This window comes from uncultured Altibacter sp. (genome assembly GCF_963972995.1).
Classification (GTDB): Bacteria; Bacteroidota; Bacteroidia; order Flavobacteriales; family Flavobacteriaceae; genus Altibacter.
Window position 1 is genome coordinate 26,951 of the sequence record NZ_CAXAXI010000019.1, and the last position, 20,997, is coordinate 47,947.

Consider the following 20,997-nt stretch of genomic DNA (forward strand, 5'->3'; position numbering starts at 1 on the left):
TAGCCAGTCTTATACGCAATGTATCTTCAGTTTCTGTACCGGAATCATTATTACATTCAGAAGATAGAACTAATAGAAAAAGTAGATAAAGAGGTTCCTAATAGATAAAAGAATTACCATTCTCCTCCGCCAAACAGGATGATAATATAAAAGAGAGATAGGACACTTACAATATTCAATAGCACTAACGACACTATAATAGTGAGTCGAAATTGTTTCTTTTTAGCACGAATAGCCATAATAATTCCGGCCAGATTTAGCACTATAAGAACAAGGAGTATAAAAAAGATCATGCCGACGTTAATTGATATAAATATAGCACATTTGTATTCATAACATGTATTTCAATCTCCGGCCACTGGGGCTATAAAAATACCTATAGACAATTCAGCCCAAATCAATAGAAAGACCGCCAGAGCGGCAACACATAGAAGACCACGTTGACGCGTTTTTTGCACCTTCCGAAGGATTAATTCACAAATGAGTCCTGTTCCTAACAGGAAGATTCCCATGATCACAAAATCAAAGACCGACCAACGCACATCTGAGGTAAACTCCATGGCTACCAAGGGTAAAAGCAATAAGAAGATTGCTGATGTTACAATTATGATACGTCGTTTGTTCTTCATTTATAAATCTATAAATTTGGTTATTTCAAACGTTCCAGACGCCCTCTTCGTTTTACAATATTCTTATAGTCCCATTGAATCTCTTTCGCCTTCTGAAGCCATCGCGCCAACTCCGGCTTTTTAACTTCCTCCGGACTCATATACCTCGCTTCTGCTGCTTTGAATTTTCCTTCCGCTTTAAGGGATGTTTCTTCAAAACTTTGACCGCTCCAAAACAGTAAACGGATGCACCCTTTTAGTTTGCTATAGCCCACAACTGGATTTTCATTTATAAACCACACAGGATGCGCGTGCCATATCTTGGATGTTGCTTCCGGTACTTGCGTATCTATTTCTGAAGCAAGCATTTCACAAATCTGTCGGTCGCTCGGGGTCTGTTGTTCATTATAAGTGAGAATATCAGGGTGTATCATAAAGTTAAGTACGAGCTCCTCAATAGCGATCTATAAAAATAAGCTATGCTCTATTCCTTTACAATACCTAACACACTACCGCTGTTACAGTCCAACCGCAATAAATCTCCCTCTTTCAGGCCATACGCCAACGGTACGACTCGATAATCTCCGGTACCTTGTGCAGAAGAAACCAGTATGATCTTCGTACCATTTCTAGTATCGATCATGGGGCTTTTACAGGACATATTGTCCAAGACTACACCTTCGGCGGGTTCAAAGATTGTGGGTGTATCCTGTGCTTGTCGAAGTATTTGATTTGAATTACCGGCGGTTCGCGTTGTACCGCAAGACAAGAAAAGAACAGCGCATGCAGCACCCATGATACAGTGTTGAATCGTTTTCATTGTTTTAAAGATTAGTACTCATAAAAGTAGTAAAAAAACAATTTCGTGATTAAGTACCTTAAAAATTTATAGCATGCCTCTAGACCCTCATATAGCAATCTTTTAATCCCTATCTTTACCTTTCTTAATTGTTTTATATGAAACCACTATTTTTCTTTTTGGCCACTATCTGTTGTATGGCATGTAACAATTCAAAAAAAGAGAATGATCTCGTTTCCCCTCCCAAACAGGCAATGATCTCCGGACCTTCCTACGAAGCTATATCCCTTCTAGGGGACACGCTCTATGCGTCCTCTCCCTCAGCGGAACTACTAGAGCAAGCCAATGAAAAGAAAGAAGCATATCTGCAAAACCCCGATGCCATAGACAACATCATCTGGCACGGTCGTTTTACTGCGTATACCGGAAATTATAACGAAGCCATTGCCATCTATAGTAAAGGTTTGGAAAAATACCCCAACGAAACCCGACTGTTGAGACACAGGGGACATCGGTATATTACGTTGCGTAAATTCGACAAAGCGATAGCCGATCTCGAAAAAGCAGCAAAACTCATTGAAGGTACAAAAGATAAGGTCGAACCCGACGGTATGCCGAATGATAAAAACATTCCTGTGAGTACCCTGCACGGAAATATCTATTATCACTTAGGTTTGGCTTATTACTTAAAGCATGATTTGGAAAATGCTTTAGGCGCATTCAAAAAGGCCTTGAATACTTCGAACAATCCCGATAACGTGGTTTCCACATCGCATTGGTTGTATATGATCCATCGCAGGATGGGAAATGAGAGAGCTGCTGAAGCTGTTGTGGCACCTATTACCGATACGATGGAAGTGATTGAAAATGAAGCGTATCACCGCGCCTGTCTATTCTATAAGGGCGTGTTAGAGCTCAATGAGATCAACAACGATCCAAAAGCGCCCGGTGCGTCTCGATCTGCCTTATCCTATGCCGTGGGGAATTGGCTTTACTACACCGGAAATGCAGCGCAAGCCGAAAAGGTCTTCGAGATCATGATGGAACAAGACGATTGGGCCTCTTTTGGATATATTGCCGCTGAGAGTGATTTGGCGAAGCTCTACTGATTTTTGCTAATTGTGAATGAAGAGCGTTCCTGCATTACACCAGAATTTTGCAAACTATTCCGGTGCTCGCTGTAAAGCCGGTGCTAATTTTCCATCGGCTGCCTGTGAGTAGGATATAAATGCATTGTACAAATGAACGGGAGGATCGTTTACGGTTAGACCTTTTTTTTGACTAGCGTAGGTGATTTAAAGCTACGATTTTAGTTGGACGTAAGTTTGTTATAGCCGGGTGTCGTGAGCTAGAAGGTACGCCTTGGCAGCCTTTCTACATACACCACAAGCAAAATTCACTTTTTAAAAAACGGAAACTGGGATGTTGCTTGTTGTGGCTCTTATTTCTGTATTCTTGTTTCTATTTTCTTTTCTTCGATCCACTTACTTAAGTATTTTGTGCTTTGCAAACTGTGATGCTGAAGAATCTGACCAATAAAATGGGTCTTGCGATGTTGAGTAAGCCCATTTTGGATCGACACGAGGGTTTCTTTAAAGTAAGCTGAAAAATGTTGTTTCTGAAAACGAGCTTGCAAAAGCTGAAATCCGTTGGACTGTGCTCCCTCCCACTGCACTTTTTCTGTGTACAATGCAACCGAAGCATCTACAAAAGCATCTGCTGCTTCAGTAATCCTTCCCGCAAAGGGCAAAGCTCCGCACAATCCCTCTGCCCCGATACGCGTGGTCACGGAAGGGAGACCGTTTTGCATGGCTTCTAACAATTTACCCTTTAATCCGGCACCAAATGGCAAAGGCGCAAGACACAACCGGGCCTGCCTCATTACTTCGGCTACCGATGGGATCCACCCGCAGATTAAAAACCCTTCTTTTTCGTTATGAAAAGAACTTATTTCCTGTGAGGCGTAGGCACCGTATACATATAGTGTAGCGGCAGGAAGCCGCTTCCTAATTTCCGGCCAAAGGGAGGTCTTCAGCATGCGTACCGAAGCTACATTAGGCGCATGCAGCAAATTCCCAACCGTCATAAAACCTGATCGGGAGTGAAAATCGGGAAGGGTATGCACAATCGCTTCAGAAGCGACTTCAACAAAAAGAGGAAGGTAGTGAAGTAGCGTAGCGGGGATGGAAAATGTATTTTGCAACAGTTCCATTTCAGCTTCAGAAATAATCAAGGAGAGGTCACAACGAAGCATACTTGCCAGTTCTCGTTTGGCGGTATCGGTATAGAGATCGGCTTGTTGTACGGGAAGCTTATTATTAAAAGCTATTTCACGTGCTTTCCGCAAAAAATGCAAGTCTTCAGTATCCAGAATTCGAAGCGAATGCGGACATCCTTCGGCTACCCGCCAACCAAATTGCTCTTCTGTGAGGTACCTGTCAAAAAGTACCATAGACGGATTTAACTGTCTAATAAAAGTATCGAAAGAAGGATCGTTGAGATGAATCCCAACCGTTCGAATTCCGAAGGCATCCAAATTGGCCGACCGCTCGGAAGGGATCGCTGTACTGGCAAAAGTGAGACTGTACCCTTCTTCCAAAAAGAGATCGATGAGTTGCATCATTCGAATACCTGCCGCTGTGGTGGAAGGTTCGGGGAAGGTATGCCCTATAATGAGGAGTGTTTTCATTTTTTAGGCCTAAAGATGGCTTAGCGGTATCGATGCGGTCTTGATGTGCTTCCCGTCTTCCGCGATCTCGGTCCACGCGAGATAGAGTGTATCGTCAACCAATTCCAATTGAGGAAACCCGCTAGAGCGTTCGGCACTGGTAGTTGTGACAGTAACAGGAGTTTCTGAGTACCCGTGTACGTTTACGTTCATAAGCTGTAGTACCGTGTCATCCCCTTTGGGTTCCATCCAAAGTACAGCAGCTTCTTCCTGAGATAACATGACAACATCTACCCTACCGTTGGCATTCTCACCATCAAGCCGAAACGAGCGTCCAAACGTAGCCCCTCCGTCTCCTGAAAAAGCAACTTTTATATCACCTTCTCCTTTAGAAGCGGTGAACCAAGCAACGACCAGATGATCGCCCTTTGCATCTACAGCGGGTCCGTTTACAGGGCATCCCGCTATTTTCCAATCATCTGCCGCCACTGTTTTTGGATCGCTCCAGGTATCTCCTTCCCAGCGTACAATGGAAACATCCCTGATCTCATCCTGAGAGCGGTCTCGATACACCACAACAGGCCCTTTAGAGGTCATCGCCGCGGAAGTACCGCAGCAATCGCAGACACGCGGATCCAATTCTGCCTCTTTGGTGATCTCTCCGGACGCCGTCACCACCGCAGCGCGTAAGGTCATTGCTCCGCCTTCACTGTGCCCGTCGTGAGTATCATGCCCGCCCGTAGTGTTGCGACCATCCAACCAGCTTACAAAGAAGCTATTGCGTCCATAGGGGAGCATGCTTACAAATCCGTGTTCACTTTTAGTACCGTCGTTATGAAGAATAAAATTCTTCTTCCACTTACTTTCTGAAGTTTCCGTATGGGATGGATGGAACAAATTCATTTTAATGTCATAGGTATAGGTACCTTCAGCCGACTTTTGAAGAAAACTCAGCAAGAGGTTCCCGTTGTTCTCGGCAATCGCAGGGAAATCTGCCCAATTCACGAACCAGTCCGATCCGGAAGCTACCGTTACGGGTTTTTGCCAAGCACCCTTTGTCATGACCGAGTATTTCAAAATTGATAACGAGTCCTTTTGTTCTATCCAGGATAAGTATAACTGTGATCCGTTACTGAAGAGACGGGGCAAAGCACTATTTTCGACAGTGGGATTTTTAATAAGTGTGATAACTGTTTGTTGCGCTTCGGAAGGAATTTCCGTTTCTTTCTTGATTTCGTTTTTACACGAAAGGAATAGTACAGCAATAATTGCAAGGAGTAGAGATCTGAAGCTCATACAGTGTTTTGGATTATTTGTATTGTCGTTCCTTAAAAGTACTAAAATAATCCAGTCTCTTTTACATTGTATGAATAAGTCTATACCAATTTGGCATACAGATCGAAATCCTCGGCTGCGGTGATCTTTACATTAAAGAACTCACCGGTACGCAGATATCCGCCTTCTGCATTGATCAACACTTCATTATCTACATCGGGACTGTCGAACTCGGTACGACCTACAAAATATCCGCCTTCCTTTCGGTCGATCACAATTTTAAAGGTCTTCCCTATTTTTTGCTGATTCAATTCCCAAGAGATCTGCGATTGGATCTCCATGATCTCATTCGCTCTTTGCATTTTTATCTCTTCGGGTACGTCGTCTTCAAGATTGAAAGCATGGGTGTTCTCTTCATGTGAATAGGTGAAGCAGCCCAGTCGTTCAAATCGCATCTCCTGTACCCATTGCTTCAGCGTCTGGAAATCTTCTTCGGTCTCTCCCGGATAACCAACGATGAGCGTCGTACGGATTGCCATTTCGGGCACAGCGGCTCTAAATTCTTCCAACAAGCGGGTGGTCTTTGCTTTGGTAGTTCCGCGTCGCATCGATTTTAAGATAGGATCTGCTATGTGCTGTAAGGGAATATCTAAATAATTACATATCTTAGGTTCGTTGCGCATCACTTCCAAGACATCCATGGGGAATCCGGTAGGGAACGCATAATGCAGTCTAATCCATTCGATTCCTTCCACTTCTACCAATTTTTCCAACAATTCTGCCAGATTCCTTTTTTTATAGAGATCGAGGCCGTAATAGGTGAGGTCCTGTGCAATAAGAATAAGTTCCTTCACACCGGCCGCAGCCAATTTTTCTGCTTCGGTGACCAGATCTTCCATGGGTGTACTCTTGTGCTTCCCGCGCATGATGGGAATGGCACAAAAGGAACAAGGACGGTCACAACCTTCGGCAATTTTAAGATATGCGTAATTCTTGGGAGTGGTCGTGAGGCGTTCTCCAATCAATTCGTGTTTATAATCGGCTCCTAAAGCTTTCAAAAGACCGGGTAATTCGGTCGTTCCAAAATATTGATCTACCAAAGGAATCTCCTTTTGGAGATCGGGTTTGTAGCGTTCGGACAGACATCCTGTTACAAAAACCTTATCCACTAAACCGTCTTCCTTCTTTTGAACATATTTCAAAATAGTGTTCACGCTTTCCTCCTTGGCATTGGCTATAAAACCACAGGTATTGATCACAACAATATTGCCTTCCTCTTCGTGGACCACTTCTTTGTTATTAGCACGCAATTGTCCCATCAACACTTCGCTGTCGTACACATTTTTGGAACACCCTAAGGTGACCACATTGATCTTGTTCTTCTTAAGTGATTTGGTTCTCATCGTTGTTTTCTTCTGAAAAATATCAGCATTGGTAAATTCCCGTAAAAAAGTGTGCAAAGATACCCCTTAAAAATGGGAAAACAATAGAAAAGAAGGCGCAGAACTTCTACTGAGGATAATAGATCTCCAAAATAGAAGCCAGCTTCTTTTTTCCGGTGAGGACTGCATCGATCTCTTTCTGAGTTGCCGGTTGCAGCAAATGTGCGAGAGGTTGGTCTAATTGATTGATTTTAGGGAAGACCGCTGCGATCTTTTTATCCCAAATCTTATGATAGTTCTTAAGGTCGTCTGGGTAGACTGTTTTTCGTTTGGTACCTTCTTCGGCTGCTCGAAACGGGGTCTCTACATTTAAATAACCGTAGTCATCGGTCAATTGTTCCCCCGGATGAATATCACGAATAGCGATCTCGAAGTCGTAGGCCGTGGACAAGCAATTAGACTTAAAACTATGATTCACGAATCGGCCGTGATCCCAGCAAAGTACGTAGTGTCCCTTACTGTTTCGATAGGTATAATACTCCAAAATATTCTGGTAGAGTTTGTCTAATTTCTGAAAGTCCTTTATGCTAAAGGTTCGGTCGAGTTTATCAAGAACCCAAGTGATGGTCCCTGCAGGAATGAATTTTGTGGCGACAACGCCGTGTCCTATTTCTTCACTGATAAATCGTAACTCCGTATGCGGATGGATCATATAAAATTTAAATACTATTTAGTTATATTCAAATGTACATAAATATTTATATGATTTGTGAAATGAAATTACGAATTGCAATTTATGTTGTTCGCGTGTAAAGTTAGAGATTTGGGTATGGACTACTACTTATTTAAAGAAAGAATCCACGAACTCGTACTTATTGAAAACCTGTAGATCCTCCATCCCTTCACCTACGCCAATATATTTCACAGGGATCTTAAATTGATCACTAATTCCAATGACCACACCGCCTTTGGCGGTTCCATCGAGTTTCGTCACGGCCAGAGATGTAACTTCGGTTGCTGCGGTGAATTGCTTGGCTTGTTCGAAGGCGTTCTGTCCCGTGGAACCGTCCAACACCAATAAAACCTCGTGCGGAGCATCGGGGACGACTTTTTGCATGACACGTTTTACTTTCGTAAGCTCGTTCATTAAGTTTACTTTATTATGAAGACGTCCCGCCGTGTCGATGATAACAACGTCGGCATTTTGGTTCACGGCACTCTGCAACGTATCAAAAGCCACACTGGCAGGGTCGCTCCCCATTTGTTGCCGCACAATAGGAACATCGGTTCGGTCTGCCCAGATCTGTAATTGGTCAATAGCTGCTGCCCGAAAGGTATCTGCGGCCCCTAAAATTACCTTTTTACCTGCTTTTTTAAACTGAAAGGCTAGTTTTCCAATCGTAGTAGTTTTGCCCACTCCGTTCACACCCACCACCATGATGACATACGGAGCGTCTTGTTTCGGGATGGCAAACTCTGTTTCGTTCCCCGTATTGGTTTCGCTAAGGAGGGCAGCAATCTCTTCTCTTAGAATCGCGTTCAACTCATCCGTTCCCAAATATTTATCCCGAGCGACCCGCGCTTCAATTCGCTCAATGATCTTTAGGGTGGTATTGACCCCTACATCACTGGAAACAAGGACCTCCTCCAAATTATCGAGCACATCGTCGTCGACCTTACTTTTTCCGGCAACAGCTTTGCTTAGTTTATCGAAGAATGAATTCTTGGACTTTTCCAGTCCTTTATCGAGGGTTTCCTTCTTGTCCTTTGAGAATATTTTTTTAAAGAGGCTCATGGTTGTTTATGTTTGTTGCGTTAGGGATAGGAGCGACATCCCCCCAACCGTCTTGGGGGATACAGCGGATAGCCCGGTCCCCTCCCGATAGTCCCGATACCTTTTGGGAACGGGAGGGGAAACGCCCGTAAATATACAAAATAGAAAAAGCCACTCTTTAAAAAAGTGGCTTTAAAAATATAGTGTCTAGTGGTTATTTTTTACTTAACCAGTCGTTTACTGCTTCCGGAGTCATGATAGATTCCACGAACGTATACGCTCCTGTGTCTGGCGATTTTACCATTTTAATGGCTTTTGTTAATCGCTTGGATCCTGTTTGTAACGATGCTACTGATTTCTTTGCCATGACTTATTTATTTTATTTCTTTATGAACGGTCATACGCTTTAAGATAGGGTTGAATTTTTTCAATTCCATTCTATCCGGCGTGTTCTTTTTATTCTTTGTTGTGATGTAACGTGAAGTTCCCGGTTTTCCCGACTCTTTATGCTCTGTGCACTCTAAGATCACTTGTACTCTATTTCCTCTTTTAGCCATTGTAATCGACTTTTATGGTCCAACTATTATTTGTTCAAGAAGCCTTTTTCGCGCGCTTCCTTGATAACAGCAGAAATTCCTTTTTTATTAATATTCTTTATTGCTGAAGTTGATACACGAAGGGTGATCCACTTGTCTTCTTCAGGAATGTAAAAACGCTTTTTCATCAAGTTTACATCAAACTTGCGCTTCGTTTTGTTCATCGCGTGCGAAACATTGTTTCCAACCATCGCTTTCTTTCCGGTAAGCTCACAAACTCTAGACATTGCTTGTACTTTAATTAGTTATTTTAAAACAGGCTGCAAATTTAAAAAAATTAATCGGACTGGGCAACAAAAGAAAATCAGTTTTTTAAAATTTCTTTGAGTAGCATTTCCAACGCTTTGTTGGTAGCTTTAGCGATTACGCGCTCACGGGCCCTGCCGAAACTGAACTTTTCTGAAATCACTCCATTAGGTCCTGCTATGGCGATAAAGACCGTGCCAACCTCATCCTTACCATCTCCTTTGGTGGGGCCGGCAATACCGGTGGTGGCGATAGCATAATCGCTTTTAAACAAACGATTTGACTGGATGGCCATTGCTTCGGCTACGGGACCACTCACTACGGTATGTTCTTCTATAAGTTTGGCATCGATTCCCAAAACCGAAACTTTTTTTTGAGTATCGTAGGGGATCACCCCGCCAATAAAATAAGAAGATGCGCCTGCGTGGGTCGTGATACTTTCGGCGATGGCGCCTCCGGTACAACTTTCGGCCACGCTCAAGGTGTGCTCTTTTTGTTTCAAGAGTGCTCCGATGCGTTGCTCGATGCTGGTGGCGTCCTCATAGCCTACTGCGATATCGTCCAGCAACGCATGGAGTTCCTTCATTTTGTCTTCTACAGCTTCTTTGAGGGTGCGCTCGTTGTTGCCTTTAGAGGACAAACGCAGGCGAACCCTTCCCAAAGAGGGTAAATACGCCAGACGTATCTCTTTTGGCAATTGGTCCTCCCATTGCGCTATACGATCGGCAATCGCACTTTCTCCCAGTCCGTAGGTAAGTAATGTCCTGTGATAGATGAAGGGCGTATTAAATCGCTTGATCACCCTGGGAAATACTTCCTTTTGGAGCAAATGTTTCATTTCGTAGGGAACACCCGGCATTGAAACAAATACCACGTTGTCCTTTTCGAACCACATTCCCGGGGCCGTACCGTGTTCGTTCGTTAAGACTGTTGCTGTTGAAGGCACCATAGCCTGAAGCAAATTAGACGGTAATGGCTCCTTGTCGAAATACTTGGAAAACAAGAAATAAACATGGTCCAGAACCTCTTTGTCCTCTACCAATTCATCCTTAAAGAATTCGCAAAAGGTCTGTTTAGTGATGTCATCCTTTGTGGGGCCAAGACCTCCTGTCACCAAGACCAGATCTACACGTTGTTGGGCGTCCCGTAAAGCTTGAAGAATGTGGGTACGCTCGTCTTGAATGGAAGTAATTTGATATACCTGAATGCCGAGTTTGTTCAGCTCTTTACTAATATAAGCCGAATTGGTATCAACAACCTGACCTATTAAAATCTCGTCACCAATAGTGATGATCTCTGCAAGCATTATAAATTGAAATCTTCTTTGAGCTCTTTGAGTACCGCTTTAACAGTACTTACCACTTTTTCAAGATTTGATGTGATGGCTGCTTTATTCTTTGACGTACGGGTCCAAGCTTCAATGGCTGTGATATCCTTTAAAACATCGATCCCAAACATCTCGAGATTGGGTTTCATTTTATGTGCAAATTGATAGGCCAATTCTTTATTGTCATTCTCAACGGCCTCTTCCATCGCCAATAGGTCGGGGGGAATCTCTTCTAAAAAAGTCTGTGCGACCACGCCCATAAAATCTTGATCTCCACCGGCGATCTCATGTAAACTCTCTTTTGAATACTGTCTGCTCATTTATTTCACTTTTATAGAAAACACTTCCTTTTCTTCAATATATCCGGTTAATGTATCGTTTGGGTTCACTTTTGCAACTCCGGCAGGAGTGCCCGTAAATATAATATCTCCAATCTTTAAAGTAAAATATTTTGAAACATATTCTATCAATTCATCTATTTTCCATAATAATAAAGAGGTATTCCCTTCTTGAACCACCGAGCCGTTTTTCTTTAGCTGAAATTGGATGTTATTCACATCTTTGAATTCATTCTTCGGAAGAAAGTTACCAATCACTGCGGCCCCGTCAAAAGCTTTAGCTTTTTCCCAAGGTAATCCTTTCTCTTTGAGCTGCGTTTGAAGGTCTCGTGCTGTAAAATCGATCCCCAACCCAATCTCATCGTAATAGGTATGTGCAAATTTACGATCGATGTGTTTACCAATTTTCTTAACCTTTATGAGCAACTCCACCTCATGGTGTACATCATTGGAAAATTCGGGAATAAAAAAAGGCTGTTTCTTTAAAAGGATGGCAGTATCCGGTTTCAAAAAAATAACGGGATGCTCCGGTCGCTCGTTTTTTAGCTCTTCAATGTGAGCTGCATAGTTACGCCCTATACAAATGATCTTCATTATTGTAGTTTGTTATTTAATTTCTGAAGCTTGATACGAGTAAGCACCTTCTTTGTATACAATGGGAAATCGGCATTTAGCAACCAACCAAAGTAACCGGGTTCTTTTTCAAGGATATCGGCCACTTTGGCGCCGCGATGTTTTCCGAAGCTAAAGATCTCCTCCCCTTTTTTGTCGTATCCAATGTACCCGGCAAAATCTGCAAAATTCTTGTGGGCACTAAATTCGGCCAGCGATGCAATGTTATTCTCTAAGTCTTCATATCGTTCGAGTTGCGCTTTTAATACTTCGTAAGTAGCCAGCGTATCTGCTTCGGCGCTGTGCGCATCGGTTAAGTTCTTGTCGCAATAGAACTTATAGGCTGCCTCCAGCGTGCGCTTTTCCTTCTTATGAAAAATGGTCTGTACGTCTACACACAAAGCTTTTTTGAGATCGAAATCGATCTCTGCCCGCAATAATTCTTCAGCTAAAAGCGGAATATCGAAACGATTGGAATTGAACCCCCCGAGATCGCTGTCCTTGATAAGCGCATACACCCTGGGTGCCAATTCTTTAAAGGTAGGCTCATTGGCCACCATGTCGTCTGTAATACCGTGAATTGCCGACACCACGGACGGAATAGGCATCTCCGGGTTGACGCGCCACGTATAACTTTCTTTGTTGCCGTTGGGGAATACTTTTAGAATTGAAATTTCAACGATACGATCTGTGGCGACGTTGACACCGGTAGTTTCCAGATCGAAAAAACAAATGGGTTTGGTAAGTTGTAATTGCATGTAGCTTGTTTGTGTTACAAAGGTAATGATTCATGTTTGTTTTGCCAGTGTTTTTATCGCACTGCACTTCTTCAAATCACATATTTTTGGTTTGATTATTGAGCTTAAAAAATAAATCTCAATACCTTTGCGTCTGGCACATGATACGAACACTATTCTTATTTTTTTTACTAATGAGCGGGCTAATCGCTCAAGCACAGGGGCTGAAAGTACTCATTACCGAAAAGAAATCGGGAAAACGTGTGGTCTTAATGGCTCAAAATCAAACTGCCGATACACTTAATGTATTTTTAATGGTCAATGCCGAAGGCTACCGCCGAAGTGCTTCCAAACCTGTGATCAAGAATATTCCTCCCAACAGCAGCGAACCGATGATTACTTTAATCGAGTTAAAAACAGAACCTCGCTATTACACCTATGACCTTATTGTAAACACTCTGGAAGATGCCAAGGACCTCGTGTTTGAACAACAAGAGAATGATATTGAGCGCATTGTTTCGGGAAAAATTATTGTTTTTACTGCGGAAGCTTGTGAAACTTGTACAACATTAATTGACAGTCTTACTGAAGAACGTATTACACATCGCACATTCAACATCCATGAAGAGGAAGTAATCTACAGACAGTTCCTTTCTTACATCGAGCGACAGCTCACGGAAGAAACAAAAATTCGCTTACCCGTGATCTGGAATAAGGATTACGTGATCTTTGGATATGATGATTTGGAAGAGCTTTTAAAAGTAATTCGATAGTTATATCTCCCGGTTCTGGTCCCAACTCTCGAGATAATCGGCTACCCGCTTTACAAACTGCCCGCCCAGCGCTCCATTCACCACGCGATGATCGTAACTGTGGGACAAGAACATTTTATAACGAATGCCAATAAAGTCGCCTTCAGGAGTTTCGATCACGGCGGGTACCTTTCGAATCGCTCCTAACGCAAGAATCCCAACTTGCGGCTGATTGATAATAGGTGTTCCCATGATACTGCCAAACGTTCCCACATTGGTAACCGTATAGGTTCCGCCTTGGATCTCATCGGGTTTCAGCTGGTTTAATCGGGCCCGGTTCGCCAGATCGTTCACCGCTTTACTCATTCCTACCAAATTCAACTGATCGGCATTTTTTATTACAGGAACGATCAAATTCCCGTCACCCAAAGCTGCTGCCATTCCCAGATTGATGTTCTTGCGTTTTATGATTCTGTCTCCATCCACGGAAATATTCATCATAGGAAAATCTTTAAGCGCTTTTGCCACGGCTTCCATGAAAATAGGAGTAAAGGTAAGGTTCTCACCTTCTCGCTTTTGGAACGCATCCTTCTTCTTATTTCGCCAGTTCCAAATATTGGTCACATCGGCTTCAATAAAGGATTGCACGTGTGCGGAGGTTTGTACGCTTTCCACCATATGGTGCGCAATGAGTTTCCCCATACGCGTCATTTCTATGATCTCGTCACCACTGTTTACAGACAGGGGTGCCTTTTGTTTTGCAGGTGCAGCACCGGCAGAAGCTTGCGCCGTCGCCGGATTCTTTGCTTCGACCACGGTTTGGGGTTGTGACGCTTTGGAAGTGCGATTATCGATATACGATAGCATATCGTTCTTGGTCACTCTGCCGTCTTTCCCTGTTCCCTTGATCCCATCCAACTCAGTTTGGGAGATATTTTCAGCCGCAGCCATATTCTTCACCAATGGAGAATAAAAACGATCGCCGGAACTCTCAATGGAAGGCTGTGTGGTTTCTTTAGCAGTCTCCACTTGTTTTTCAACAGCGGCAACCATTTCGCGTGCGGGTTTTTCTTCTTTTACAGCCTCATTTGCAGTACTTGCTGCAAGCTCACCGTTGGCTTCAGTCTCAATAATAGCAATCGTTTGTCCTACTTGCACTACATCGTCAACATTGAACAACTTTTCTACCAAAACGCCATGTACCTCGCTGGGCACTTCACTATCCACCTTATCGGTAGCGATCTCAAGGACAGCTTCATCTGCTTCAATAGTTTCTCCCACTTCTTTAAGCCAATTCGTCACTGTAGCTTCAGCGACACTTTCGCCCATCTTTGGTAGTTTCAATTCAAATTTTGCCATGGTAAAGAGTCTTGCAAATATTGTTAAATGTTATTTCCGCTTGTTGCGCTATGAAGGTGCAAAATTAGTTAAAATTCGATGATATCTCCTTTCAATTTTCTTAAAAAACAATGACACTTCCTTTTTCATCACTTTGATCGCTACCAATGATGAACTGACTTTTAGGAGGGTGGATTCGAAACTGGTTGTTATTATTCTTAAAACGTTTCATAATGCCGAAAATCTGGGAGTATTGCATATATTCTGCATCGAAAATAAGCATGGAATTGCTAAAATTCTCTTCCTGAAAGATGGCTTTTGAAGCCGATTTCAATGGCAGGTCCAGTTTTTCTGAAAGTCCTTTCAGCAGATACAAATTCTCGGTGAATACATAGGCGCGGTCCGGTTGCATACTGCTTCTGCGCTTTCCATTTGAGCGACGCGTTCGTTTAAAGACGCCGACACCTAGATTCATCAAGAAGTTGTAGAGCGGATTGGGTTTAAAATGTTTTTTATAAAAGATTTGCATGGCACCGTAGAACCTGTCGTAATAAACCTCATCGCGTTGCGTACTCTCTCCTTTGTAATGCAACACTTCCGTCGTACCCAAATAATGGTTCTCATAACCTGCTTTCTCGATCTTATACGAAAGATCGATGTCTTCACCGTACATGAAATAATCCTCGTCAAATCCTCCTACCTCGTTGTAGATACTTCGTTTCACAAACATATAGGCTCCTACCAAAATAGCGGCGCGGCCTTTCTCTTCTTCGGAAAGATGCTTCGCATAATACCTGCTTCCAATTCCGAAGAGTTTTAACAATGAAGCCGTGGGTGTTGGTACATTTCGCTTGCTTTCCGGTAGGAAATGACCTGTGCCGTCCATTAAATAAACTCCCAATGCCCCTATGTTCGTTGTGTTTTCTGAATAGTGCAGCGAATTGATAAAGGTATCTTCCGCCACAGCCGTGTCGGGGTTTAAGATACAGATGTACTCTCCCTGCGCTACAGCGACTGCTTGATTGTTTGCTTTGCTGAAGCCTACGTTCTCTGTATTCTCTATAAGTATTACATGAGGGAAACGTTGTTTTACCATGGCGCAACTGTCATCGGACGAATTGTTATCGATGACAATGATTTCTCCTTCTATACTGCCTAAGGCTCGTTCAACACTGCGTATGCATTGTTCCAGAAAATAACGAACATTGTAGTTGAGAATAATGACAGATACCTTCAAATTCTATGAGCTTTTAAGTGACGATTCAAACGGAATTCGGTTAACGATGCTGCGTCCTAAGGTGACCTCATCTGCATATTCCAATTCGTCTCCCACTGCTATACCACGCGCAATCGTAGTGGTCGTAATATTGTAAGGCTCCACTTGTTTAAAAATGAAAAAATTTGTCGTATCGCCCTCCATGGTAGAACTCAAGGCGAAGATAAGTTCATCGATGCTACCCGTCTTTACTTTTTCGACCAAACTACTAATATTGAGTTCCCCCGGACCGACACCATCCATGGGAGAGATCTTTCCTCCCAATACGTGATAGTGGCCTCGATATTGGCTGGTATTTTCAATAGCCATTACATCCCGAATGTCCTCCACCACGCATACCAAGCGTTCGTTTCTGTTGGGATTTGAACAAATTTCGCAGAGAACCACATCACTTATGTTATGGCAATTCTTACAAAAATTAATGGATTCACGCATTTGTAACAGACTTCCCGAAAGTCGTCGTGTTTGGTCCTGCGGTTGTTTTAATAAATGCAATACCAACCGAAGTGCCGTTCGCTTCCCGATGCCCGGAAGCTGTGACATTTCATAGACAGCGTTTTCCAATAATTTAGATGAGAATTCCATAGCTTATAATTGCAGGCAAGATAAAAAAAATGCTTCAGAAAACGTTTGTTTCTGAAGCATTCTATGCACCCAAAGGGACTGTTATTCTTTTATGAATTTCTTAGTGACCGTTCCTCTTTCAGAATTGATTCGCATAAAGTAAAGTCCGCTTTGAAGCGTCGATACATCCAACGTATACTTTCGGTTTACCCACACATTCGATTGGAATAGGACTAACTTCCCACCGGCATCGAATACCCTTAGATCTGTTTCAAGAGCTTCAGGTATAGAAACTGTAATCTCATTATTCGCCGGATTCGGATAGATTGTACTGCGCTCTAGTATGGAAGCAGTTTCAATGCCCAGTACATTATCTGCCACCGGAGACACCCAAAGACCTCTTCCGTAGGAAGCAGCATAGATCTCATTGGTAACCGTATTGATCTCCAGTTCATTAATAATCACATTTGGAAGATTATTAAAGAAGGGCTGCCAGTCGTTAAAACTAGCATCTATATAATAAATCCCGTAATCCATCCCCACATAAAGACCATCACTCCCGTTATCGTGCCACACCATAGCGAGTGCGCTAAAATTGGGTAAATTCTTCTTGTAATCCTGCCATGTCTCTCCACCGTCTTCAGAAACAAACACCTTGCTGGCACTTGTCGTGGCCACGGCGATCTTCATGGGATTGGCAGGATGAATGGCTATACTGTTGATAGCGCCTCCGGGTGCAGTGGTGGTTGCCCAATTCGTGGCACCGCCATCCTCGGTACGATACAGGGTACCATTATCGGCGGCGTACATTATTTGATTGTTTGAAGGAGCAATTTTTAAATGTTCCAGATTGCTTCCAAAATTCTGCGAAATGGAAGACCAACTCAATCCTTTGTTCAAGGATTTATACACAAGGTCGTATCCCAGATAAATTGTATTGGTGACGGTTGGGTCCTGCTCAAAAGGCGTGACCCAGTTTCCTGAACCCGGACCCGGTTCGGGCAGGTCGGAGATAGAATTAGCGCCGTCATCGGTACGATACATTCTACCCCCTTGTATCATGCCGTACATTACATTGGTATTATCCTTATCCACAAAGCCTTCCATGCCGTCGGCCCCTAGCCAATCGATCCACCCGTTCGCCTCGGTATAGAAAGAGGTTCCATTGTCCTGAGATCCTCCGGTGACTACGACATCCTGAGTTTGTGAAATTCCAATCTTGTAAAACTGCCGGATTCCAATGCCTTCCGTTAGATCTTCGTAATAATTGGCATTCAAGTTCCCAGTATTGCTGGCTTTAAAGATGCCTCCATCTGTGCCCACATAGAGTGTATTACCAACAAATTCCAGAATATCTACATCGGCATGGCAGTATCCAATACCGGCACCGGCTGCTGCGTTGGGGATCCAATCGGCGGTACATGTAAAGGTCGTTCCCGCATTGAGAGAGCGCCATGTGAGAATTCCGGCGATATGGACTTCGTCGGCATTGTTCGGATTCACGGTAACATCCATATCTCTGGGAGCTTGACCACTATTATCACTTCCGCTTGTACTATAGCCGAAAAAGTTCTTTCCGGCATGGTTAAGCGCTGTAAATGTATCACCACCGTCGTTAGAACTGTAAAAGGCGCCAAAACGTCCTGAATTTTCTTCCACTACGTATACGCGGTTTGTGTTGGCTGCGGAAACACCTATCATTTTATACCCGTTGGTAAAACCGCCAACGGTAGTGAATGTTTGTCCGCCATCGGTAGATTTATGAAATCCTCTTCCTGAAGCATATACCGTATTTGGATCGCCCGGCTTAAACTCAACATCGAATCCGTTGGAGTCTGAAACAGCTTGAGACCACGTAAGGCCTCCATCCACAGATTTACGTATACCAAAATACGAAGCCGTAGCGTACATAATGTTGGTATTTGTAGGATGGATCAATATTTTATTCACGTCCGAACTCCCTATATCTCCTAACAAATTCCATGTCCCGCCGGCATCTGTAGATTTAAAAATAAGTCCGTTCACCGAACCAAAGAAGTAGGTGTTCGAATCGGTTGGATCCATGGCCACCGAATAGACCCTAAGGTTGGTAAAGGTATCCCCTAGCGGAGTCCAGTTCTGTCCTCCATCGATCGTTCTCCAAACACCGCCCGTATTGGCTCCAATAATGATATGATCGTTGTTGGACGGATCTACGGCGATTCCGGTCACTCGACCCACCCCGGGATTCCACGAAGTAGAAGCATTCCAATTTACAGGTCCTTTTTCAATCCAATTATCATTAAGAGGCATTCTAGTCTGTGCCGTCTCATTGAGGTATTTATTGTATTCTTTCAGCTCCTCCAGTCGCTGTGTGATCTCAGGCACATATCCTGCATCGTTCATAAGTCGCAACGCATTGTATTCCCAACGTTTAAATTGTTTGTAACCCGAGCCTCGTCCTTTGTCCTTATCGGCAAAATATGCTTCGGCGGCAGCGACAATCTCTTGCACGGTATACATTTCCGAATCGATCATTTCAAGATAGTCTTGTGCTTGAATTTCAGAAAAAGAAAAAATAAGAGTAATAGAAAGAAGTAAGAGTTTAAATTTCATAGCGTGATTTTAAAGCAGATAAGTGGTTAACGTTCAATGGGATTCAAAAGTATTAAAAAAATAAAATTGTGGGGTACTCAATCTTTGTATTTTTACACATAATACGATCTAAGTCCTAAAAATTATGGAACCATTACACATTCTCCTACTTATTCTCGGCTATTTTGGTGTTTTATTGGGTATTTCCCACCTCACCAATAAAGGAGGCAGTAATGAGGACTTTTTTAAAGCCAGCAAACAGTCCCCTTGGTATTTGGTAGCCTTTGGAATGATTGGGGCTTCGTTGAGCGGTGTAACCTTTATTTCGGTACCGGGTTGGGTAGAAGCTTCCAAATTTAGTTATTTTCAAGTGGTCCTTGGGTATACTGTGGGCTACGCGGTTATTGGAACCGTACTTTTACCGTTGTATTACAGATTGAACCTCACTTCCATCTATACGTATTTGGAGGGTCGTTTTGGTACAGCTTCTTATAAAACGGGGGCGTCCTTCTTTCTTTTGTCTCGGGTCGTTGGCGCTAGTTTTCGACTATACCTTGTCGCAATCGTTCTTCAGGAATTGGTCTTTAATGCCATGAATGTTCCTTTTTGGGCAACCGTTACCATCACCATTCTTCTTATCTGGTTGTATACCTTTAAGAGCGGTATCAAAACGATTGTTTGGACAGATACCTTGCAAACACTGTTTATGCTGGTTGCCGTAGGGGTGGCTATCTATTTTATTTCTGAAAATTTGGGCCTTTCAGCAGGAAATATTTTTGGTTTTATAGCAGAAAGTGATTTGTCTCAAATCTTTTTCTTTGACGATTGGAAAAGCGGCGATCACTTCGTAAAGCAATTTATAAGCGGTGCTTTTATTGCCATTGTAATGACCGGCCTGGACCAGGATATGATGCAAAAGAATTTAACCTGTAGAAATCTCAAGGATGCTCAAAAGAATATGTTTTGGTTTACCATTGTCCTCACTATCGTAAATTTTATCTTTCTCGCACTCGGGTTACTTCTAACCGTATATGCACAACAAAATGGGATCGATGCACAGCGAGACACCCTATTCCCAACCATAGCCACGCAAAGCGGTTTGGGCATTGGGATTGCAATCTGTTTTATTTTGGGACTCATTGCAGCTGCCTATTCGAGTGCCGACAGTGCATTGACCGCCTTGACAACCTCTTTTAGCATTGATATTCTCGAGATTGAGAAAAGATATGAAAAAGCGAAGCAGGTAATGATCCGGAAAAGAATCCACATACTAATATCTTTGGTGCTGATCGCGGTGATCATCATTTTTAAATACGTGATCGCAGATGCTTCGGTAATCGCCAAACTCTTCGTTTTTGCAGGATATACCTATGGTCCCTTACTTGGTCTGTATGCATTCGGGTTGTTTACAAAGTGGAATGTAAAAGACAAGTGGGTCCCTTGGGTCGCGATTGCCGCACCTGTATTAGGATATGCGATCGATCATTACAGCAACTTGTGGTTTCAATTTGAATTCTTATTCTTTATCCTTATTCTGAACGGTGCGCTTACCTTTTTAGGACTAATATTGATTCGTTCCCAAAAGCACTAAAGTACAAGCAACCTCCACTTCGATCCCGTTACGCCGAAGCAGCGTATAGAATTCTTGATTTTCTGTACCGGGATTGAAGATGACACGCTTAGGAGCTAAAGAAAGAATATAATTGTAGTATTCTTCTTGACGTTTAGGATTAAGGTACAACGTAACAGTGTCGATGCCTTCAAAAGCTTCTTTTTGCGTCGTAATCGAAACACCCGCTACTTCACCCTCTTTCAGACCGACTGCTTTCACCGTATGCCCATGCGACACCAACCTATGAATTGCCAAATTGGAATAGCGTGACGGATTGAGACTGGCGCCGAGTACAAGTGTGTGTTTCATAACTTCTTTTTTTGAAAAATACAATGTCTCAAGGTGATGAATTCACAAAACTTCGTTAAAAATGAAAAGGGGTGTAACATTTAGAGACAGCCTTCGTCTATATGGTAGAAATATTTCTCGCTTTACTGCGAAAATTTTTACGTTGATGGTTAGTGTTAATAAGAGCAGTAGAGTTACAAGCCCGAGGTTCTAGACTTCGGGCTTGTTTTT

At 43.0% G+C, this 20,997-nt stretch carries 24 protein-coding genes; 3 read left to right on the top strand and 21 right to left on the bottom strand.

Annotated elements, in window-relative coordinates; translation table 11 throughout:
• Positions 1 to 113: 113 nt before the first annotated feature.
• Genes AACZ11_RS09095 through AACZ11_RS09110 form a run of 4 tightly spaced genes read right to left on the bottom strand, consistent with a single transcriptional unit; the run spans position 114 to position 1,428 of the window.
• Entirely contained in the window at positions 114 to 293 is a 180-nt protein-coding gene (locus tag AACZ11_RS09095; RefSeq protein ID WP_290627382.1) for a hypothetical protein, read from the bottom strand.
• Between the two features lie 51 nt (positions 294 to 344).
• Positions 345 to 629 (bottom strand): hypothetical protein, encoded by a 285-nt coding sequence (locus tag AACZ11_RS09100; protein ID WP_290627380.1) that lies wholly within the window; start codon positions 627 to 629, stop codon positions 345 to 347.
• A 20-nt stretch (positions 630 to 649) separates the two neighbouring features.
• Complete coding sequence (locus tag AACZ11_RS09105; RefSeq protein ID WP_290627378.1) at positions 650 to 1,042, bottom strand: DUF1801 domain-containing protein; 393 nt, start codon at positions 1,040 to 1,042, stop codon at positions 650 to 652.
• A gap of 50 nt (positions 1,043 to 1,092) precedes the next feature.
• The gene (locus AACZ11_RS09110; RefSeq protein ID WP_290627376.1) at positions 1,093 to 1,428 is read right to left on the bottom strand and encodes a hypothetical protein; all 336 of its coding nucleotides are present in this window, start codon (positions 1,426 to 1,428) and stop codon (positions 1,093 to 1,095) included.
• Between the two features lie 137 nt (positions 1,429 to 1,565).
• Here AACZ11_RS09110 and AACZ11_RS09115 point away from each other — a divergent pair, with 137 nt between their 5' ends.
• Positions 1,566 to 2,516 (top strand): hypothetical protein, encoded by a 951-nt coding sequence (locus tag AACZ11_RS09115; protein WP_339832218.1) that lies wholly within the window; start codon positions 1,566 to 1,568, stop codon positions 2,514 to 2,516.
• A gap of 332 nt (positions 2,517 to 2,848) precedes the next feature.
• Here the strand turns inward: AACZ11_RS09115 and AACZ11_RS09120 are convergent, their stop codons facing one another.
• The 12 genes from AACZ11_RS09120 to AACZ11_RS09175 all read right to left on the bottom strand — a co-directional run bounded on the left by AACZ11_RS09120 (position 2,849) and on the right by AACZ11_RS09175 (position 12,383).
• On the bottom strand, positions 2,849 to 4,096 hold the full coding sequence (locus AACZ11_RS09120) for a glycosyltransferase (protein WP_339832220.1): 1,248 nt from the start codon (positions 4,094 to 4,096) through the stop codon (positions 2,849 to 2,851).
• Positions 4,097 to 4,105: 9 nt separating this feature from the next.
• A complete protein-coding gene (locus AACZ11_RS09125; protein ID WP_290627117.1) occupies positions 4,106 to 5,371 on the bottom strand; it encodes a hypothetical protein in 1,266 nt (421 codons plus the stop codon).
• A gap of 80 nt (positions 5,372 to 5,451) precedes the next feature.
• Complete coding sequence (gene rimO / locus AACZ11_RS09130; protein ID WP_290627115.1) at positions 5,452 to 6,753, bottom strand: 30S ribosomal protein S12 methylthiotransferase RimO; 1,302 nt, start codon at positions 6,751 to 6,753, stop codon at positions 5,452 to 5,454.
• Between the two features lie 106 nt (positions 6,754 to 6,859).
• Entirely contained in the window at positions 6,860 to 7,444 is a 585-nt protein-coding gene (locus AACZ11_RS09135; protein ID WP_290627113.1) for an SET domain-containing protein, read from the bottom strand.
• A 129-nt stretch (positions 7,445 to 7,573) separates the two neighbouring features.
• Positions 7,574 to 8,527, bottom strand: a complete 954-nt coding sequence (gene ftsY / locus AACZ11_RS09140) for a signal recognition particle-docking protein FtsY (protein ID WP_290627111.1) — start codon at positions 8,525 to 8,527, stop codon at positions 7,574 to 7,576.
• 193 nt (positions 8,528 to 8,720) lie between these two features.
• Complete coding sequence (locus AACZ11_RS09145) at positions 8,721 to 8,873, bottom strand: DUF4295 domain-containing protein (protein ID WP_290627109.1); 153 nt, start codon at positions 8,871 to 8,873, stop codon at positions 8,721 to 8,723.
• Positions 8,874 to 8,880: 7 nt separating this feature from the next.
• Positions 8,881 to 9,063, bottom strand: coding sequence for a 50S ribosomal protein L33 (gene rpmG / locus AACZ11_RS09150; RefSeq protein WP_084677443.1), 183 nt, complete (start codon positions 9,061 to 9,063; stop codon positions 8,881 to 8,883).
• A gap of 26 nt (positions 9,064 to 9,089) precedes the next feature.
• Positions 9,090 to 9,329 (bottom strand): 50S ribosomal protein L28, encoded by a 240-nt coding sequence (gene rpmB, locus AACZ11_RS09155; protein WP_034259020.1) that lies wholly within the window; start codon positions 9,327 to 9,329, stop codon positions 9,090 to 9,092.
• Between the two features lie 77 nt (positions 9,330 to 9,406).
• Positions 9,407 to 10,654 (bottom strand): competence/damage-inducible protein A, encoded by a 1,248-nt coding sequence (locus AACZ11_RS09160; protein WP_290627106.1) that lies wholly within the window; start codon positions 10,652 to 10,654, stop codon positions 9,407 to 9,409.
• Positions 10,654 to 10,995 carry an Hpt domain-containing protein gene (locus tag AACZ11_RS09165; RefSeq protein ID WP_290627104.1) on the bottom strand — a complete coding sequence of 114 codons (342 nt, stop codon included), beginning with the start codon at positions 10,993 to 10,995 and terminating at the stop codon, positions 10,654 to 10,656. Before AACZ11_RS09165 ends, AACZ11_RS09160 begins: the two co-directional genes overlap by 1 nt.
• Complete coding sequence (locus AACZ11_RS09170) at positions 10,996 to 11,607, bottom strand: fumarylacetoacetate hydrolase family protein (RefSeq protein WP_290627102.1); 612 nt, start codon at positions 11,605 to 11,607, stop codon at positions 10,996 to 10,998.
• The gene (locus AACZ11_RS09175; RefSeq protein ID WP_290627100.1) at positions 11,607 to 12,383 is read right to left on the bottom strand and encodes a 3'-5' exonuclease; all 777 of its coding nucleotides are present in this window, start codon (positions 12,381 to 12,383) and stop codon (positions 11,607 to 11,609) included. Before AACZ11_RS09175 ends, AACZ11_RS09170 begins: the two co-directional genes overlap by 1 nt.
• Before the next feature lie 140 nt (positions 12,384 to 12,523).
• On the opposite strand from AACZ11_RS09175, the gene AACZ11_RS09180 reads away from it, so the two are divergent.
• Positions 12,524 to 13,135 (top strand): hypothetical protein, encoded by a 612-nt coding sequence (locus AACZ11_RS09180; protein WP_290627098.1) that lies wholly within the window; start codon positions 12,524 to 12,526, stop codon positions 13,133 to 13,135.
• Here the strand turns inward: AACZ11_RS09180 and AACZ11_RS09185 are convergent, their stop codons facing one another.
• From AACZ11_RS09185 to AACZ11_RS09200, 4 genes are all read right to left on the bottom strand, one after another.
• Complete coding sequence (locus AACZ11_RS09185; protein ID WP_290627097.1) at positions 13,136 to 14,473, bottom strand: dihydrolipoamide acetyltransferase family protein; 1,338 nt, start codon at positions 14,471 to 14,473, stop codon at positions 13,136 to 13,138. It lies immediately after the preceding gene.
• Positions 14,474 to 14,573: 100 nt separating this feature from the next.
• Positions 14,574 to 15,689 (bottom strand): glycosyltransferase family 2 protein, encoded by a 1,116-nt coding sequence (locus AACZ11_RS09190; RefSeq protein ID WP_290627096.1) that lies wholly within the window; start codon positions 15,687 to 15,689, stop codon positions 14,574 to 14,576.
• 3 nt (positions 15,690 to 15,692) lie between these two features.
• On the bottom strand, positions 15,693 to 16,313 hold the full coding sequence (gene recR, locus AACZ11_RS09195) for a recombination mediator RecR (protein ID WP_290627095.1): 621 nt from the start codon (positions 16,311 to 16,313) through the stop codon (positions 15,693 to 15,695).
• An 81-nt stretch (positions 16,314 to 16,394) separates the two neighbouring features.
• Complete coding sequence (locus tag AACZ11_RS09200; protein ID WP_290627093.1) at positions 16,395 to 18,887, bottom strand: T9SS type A sorting domain-containing protein; 2,493 nt, start codon at positions 18,885 to 18,887, stop codon at positions 16,395 to 16,397.
• A 124-nt stretch (positions 18,888 to 19,011) separates the two neighbouring features.
• On the opposite strand from AACZ11_RS09200, the gene AACZ11_RS09205 reads away from it, so the two are divergent.
• Entirely contained in the window at positions 19,012 to 20,457 is a 1,446-nt protein-coding gene (locus AACZ11_RS09205; protein ID WP_290627091.1) for a sodium:solute symporter, read from the top strand.
• On the opposite strand, the gene AACZ11_RS09210 is transcribed toward AACZ11_RS09205, so the two are convergent.
• Positions 20,428 to 20,787: a CoA-binding protein gene (locus tag AACZ11_RS09210; protein WP_290627089.1), complete on the bottom strand. Its 360-nt coding sequence runs from the start codon at positions 20,785 to 20,787 to the stop codon at positions 20,428 to 20,430. The genes AACZ11_RS09205 and AACZ11_RS09210 overlap by 30 nt on opposite strands.
• Positions 20,788 to 20,997: the final 210 nt, after the last annotated feature.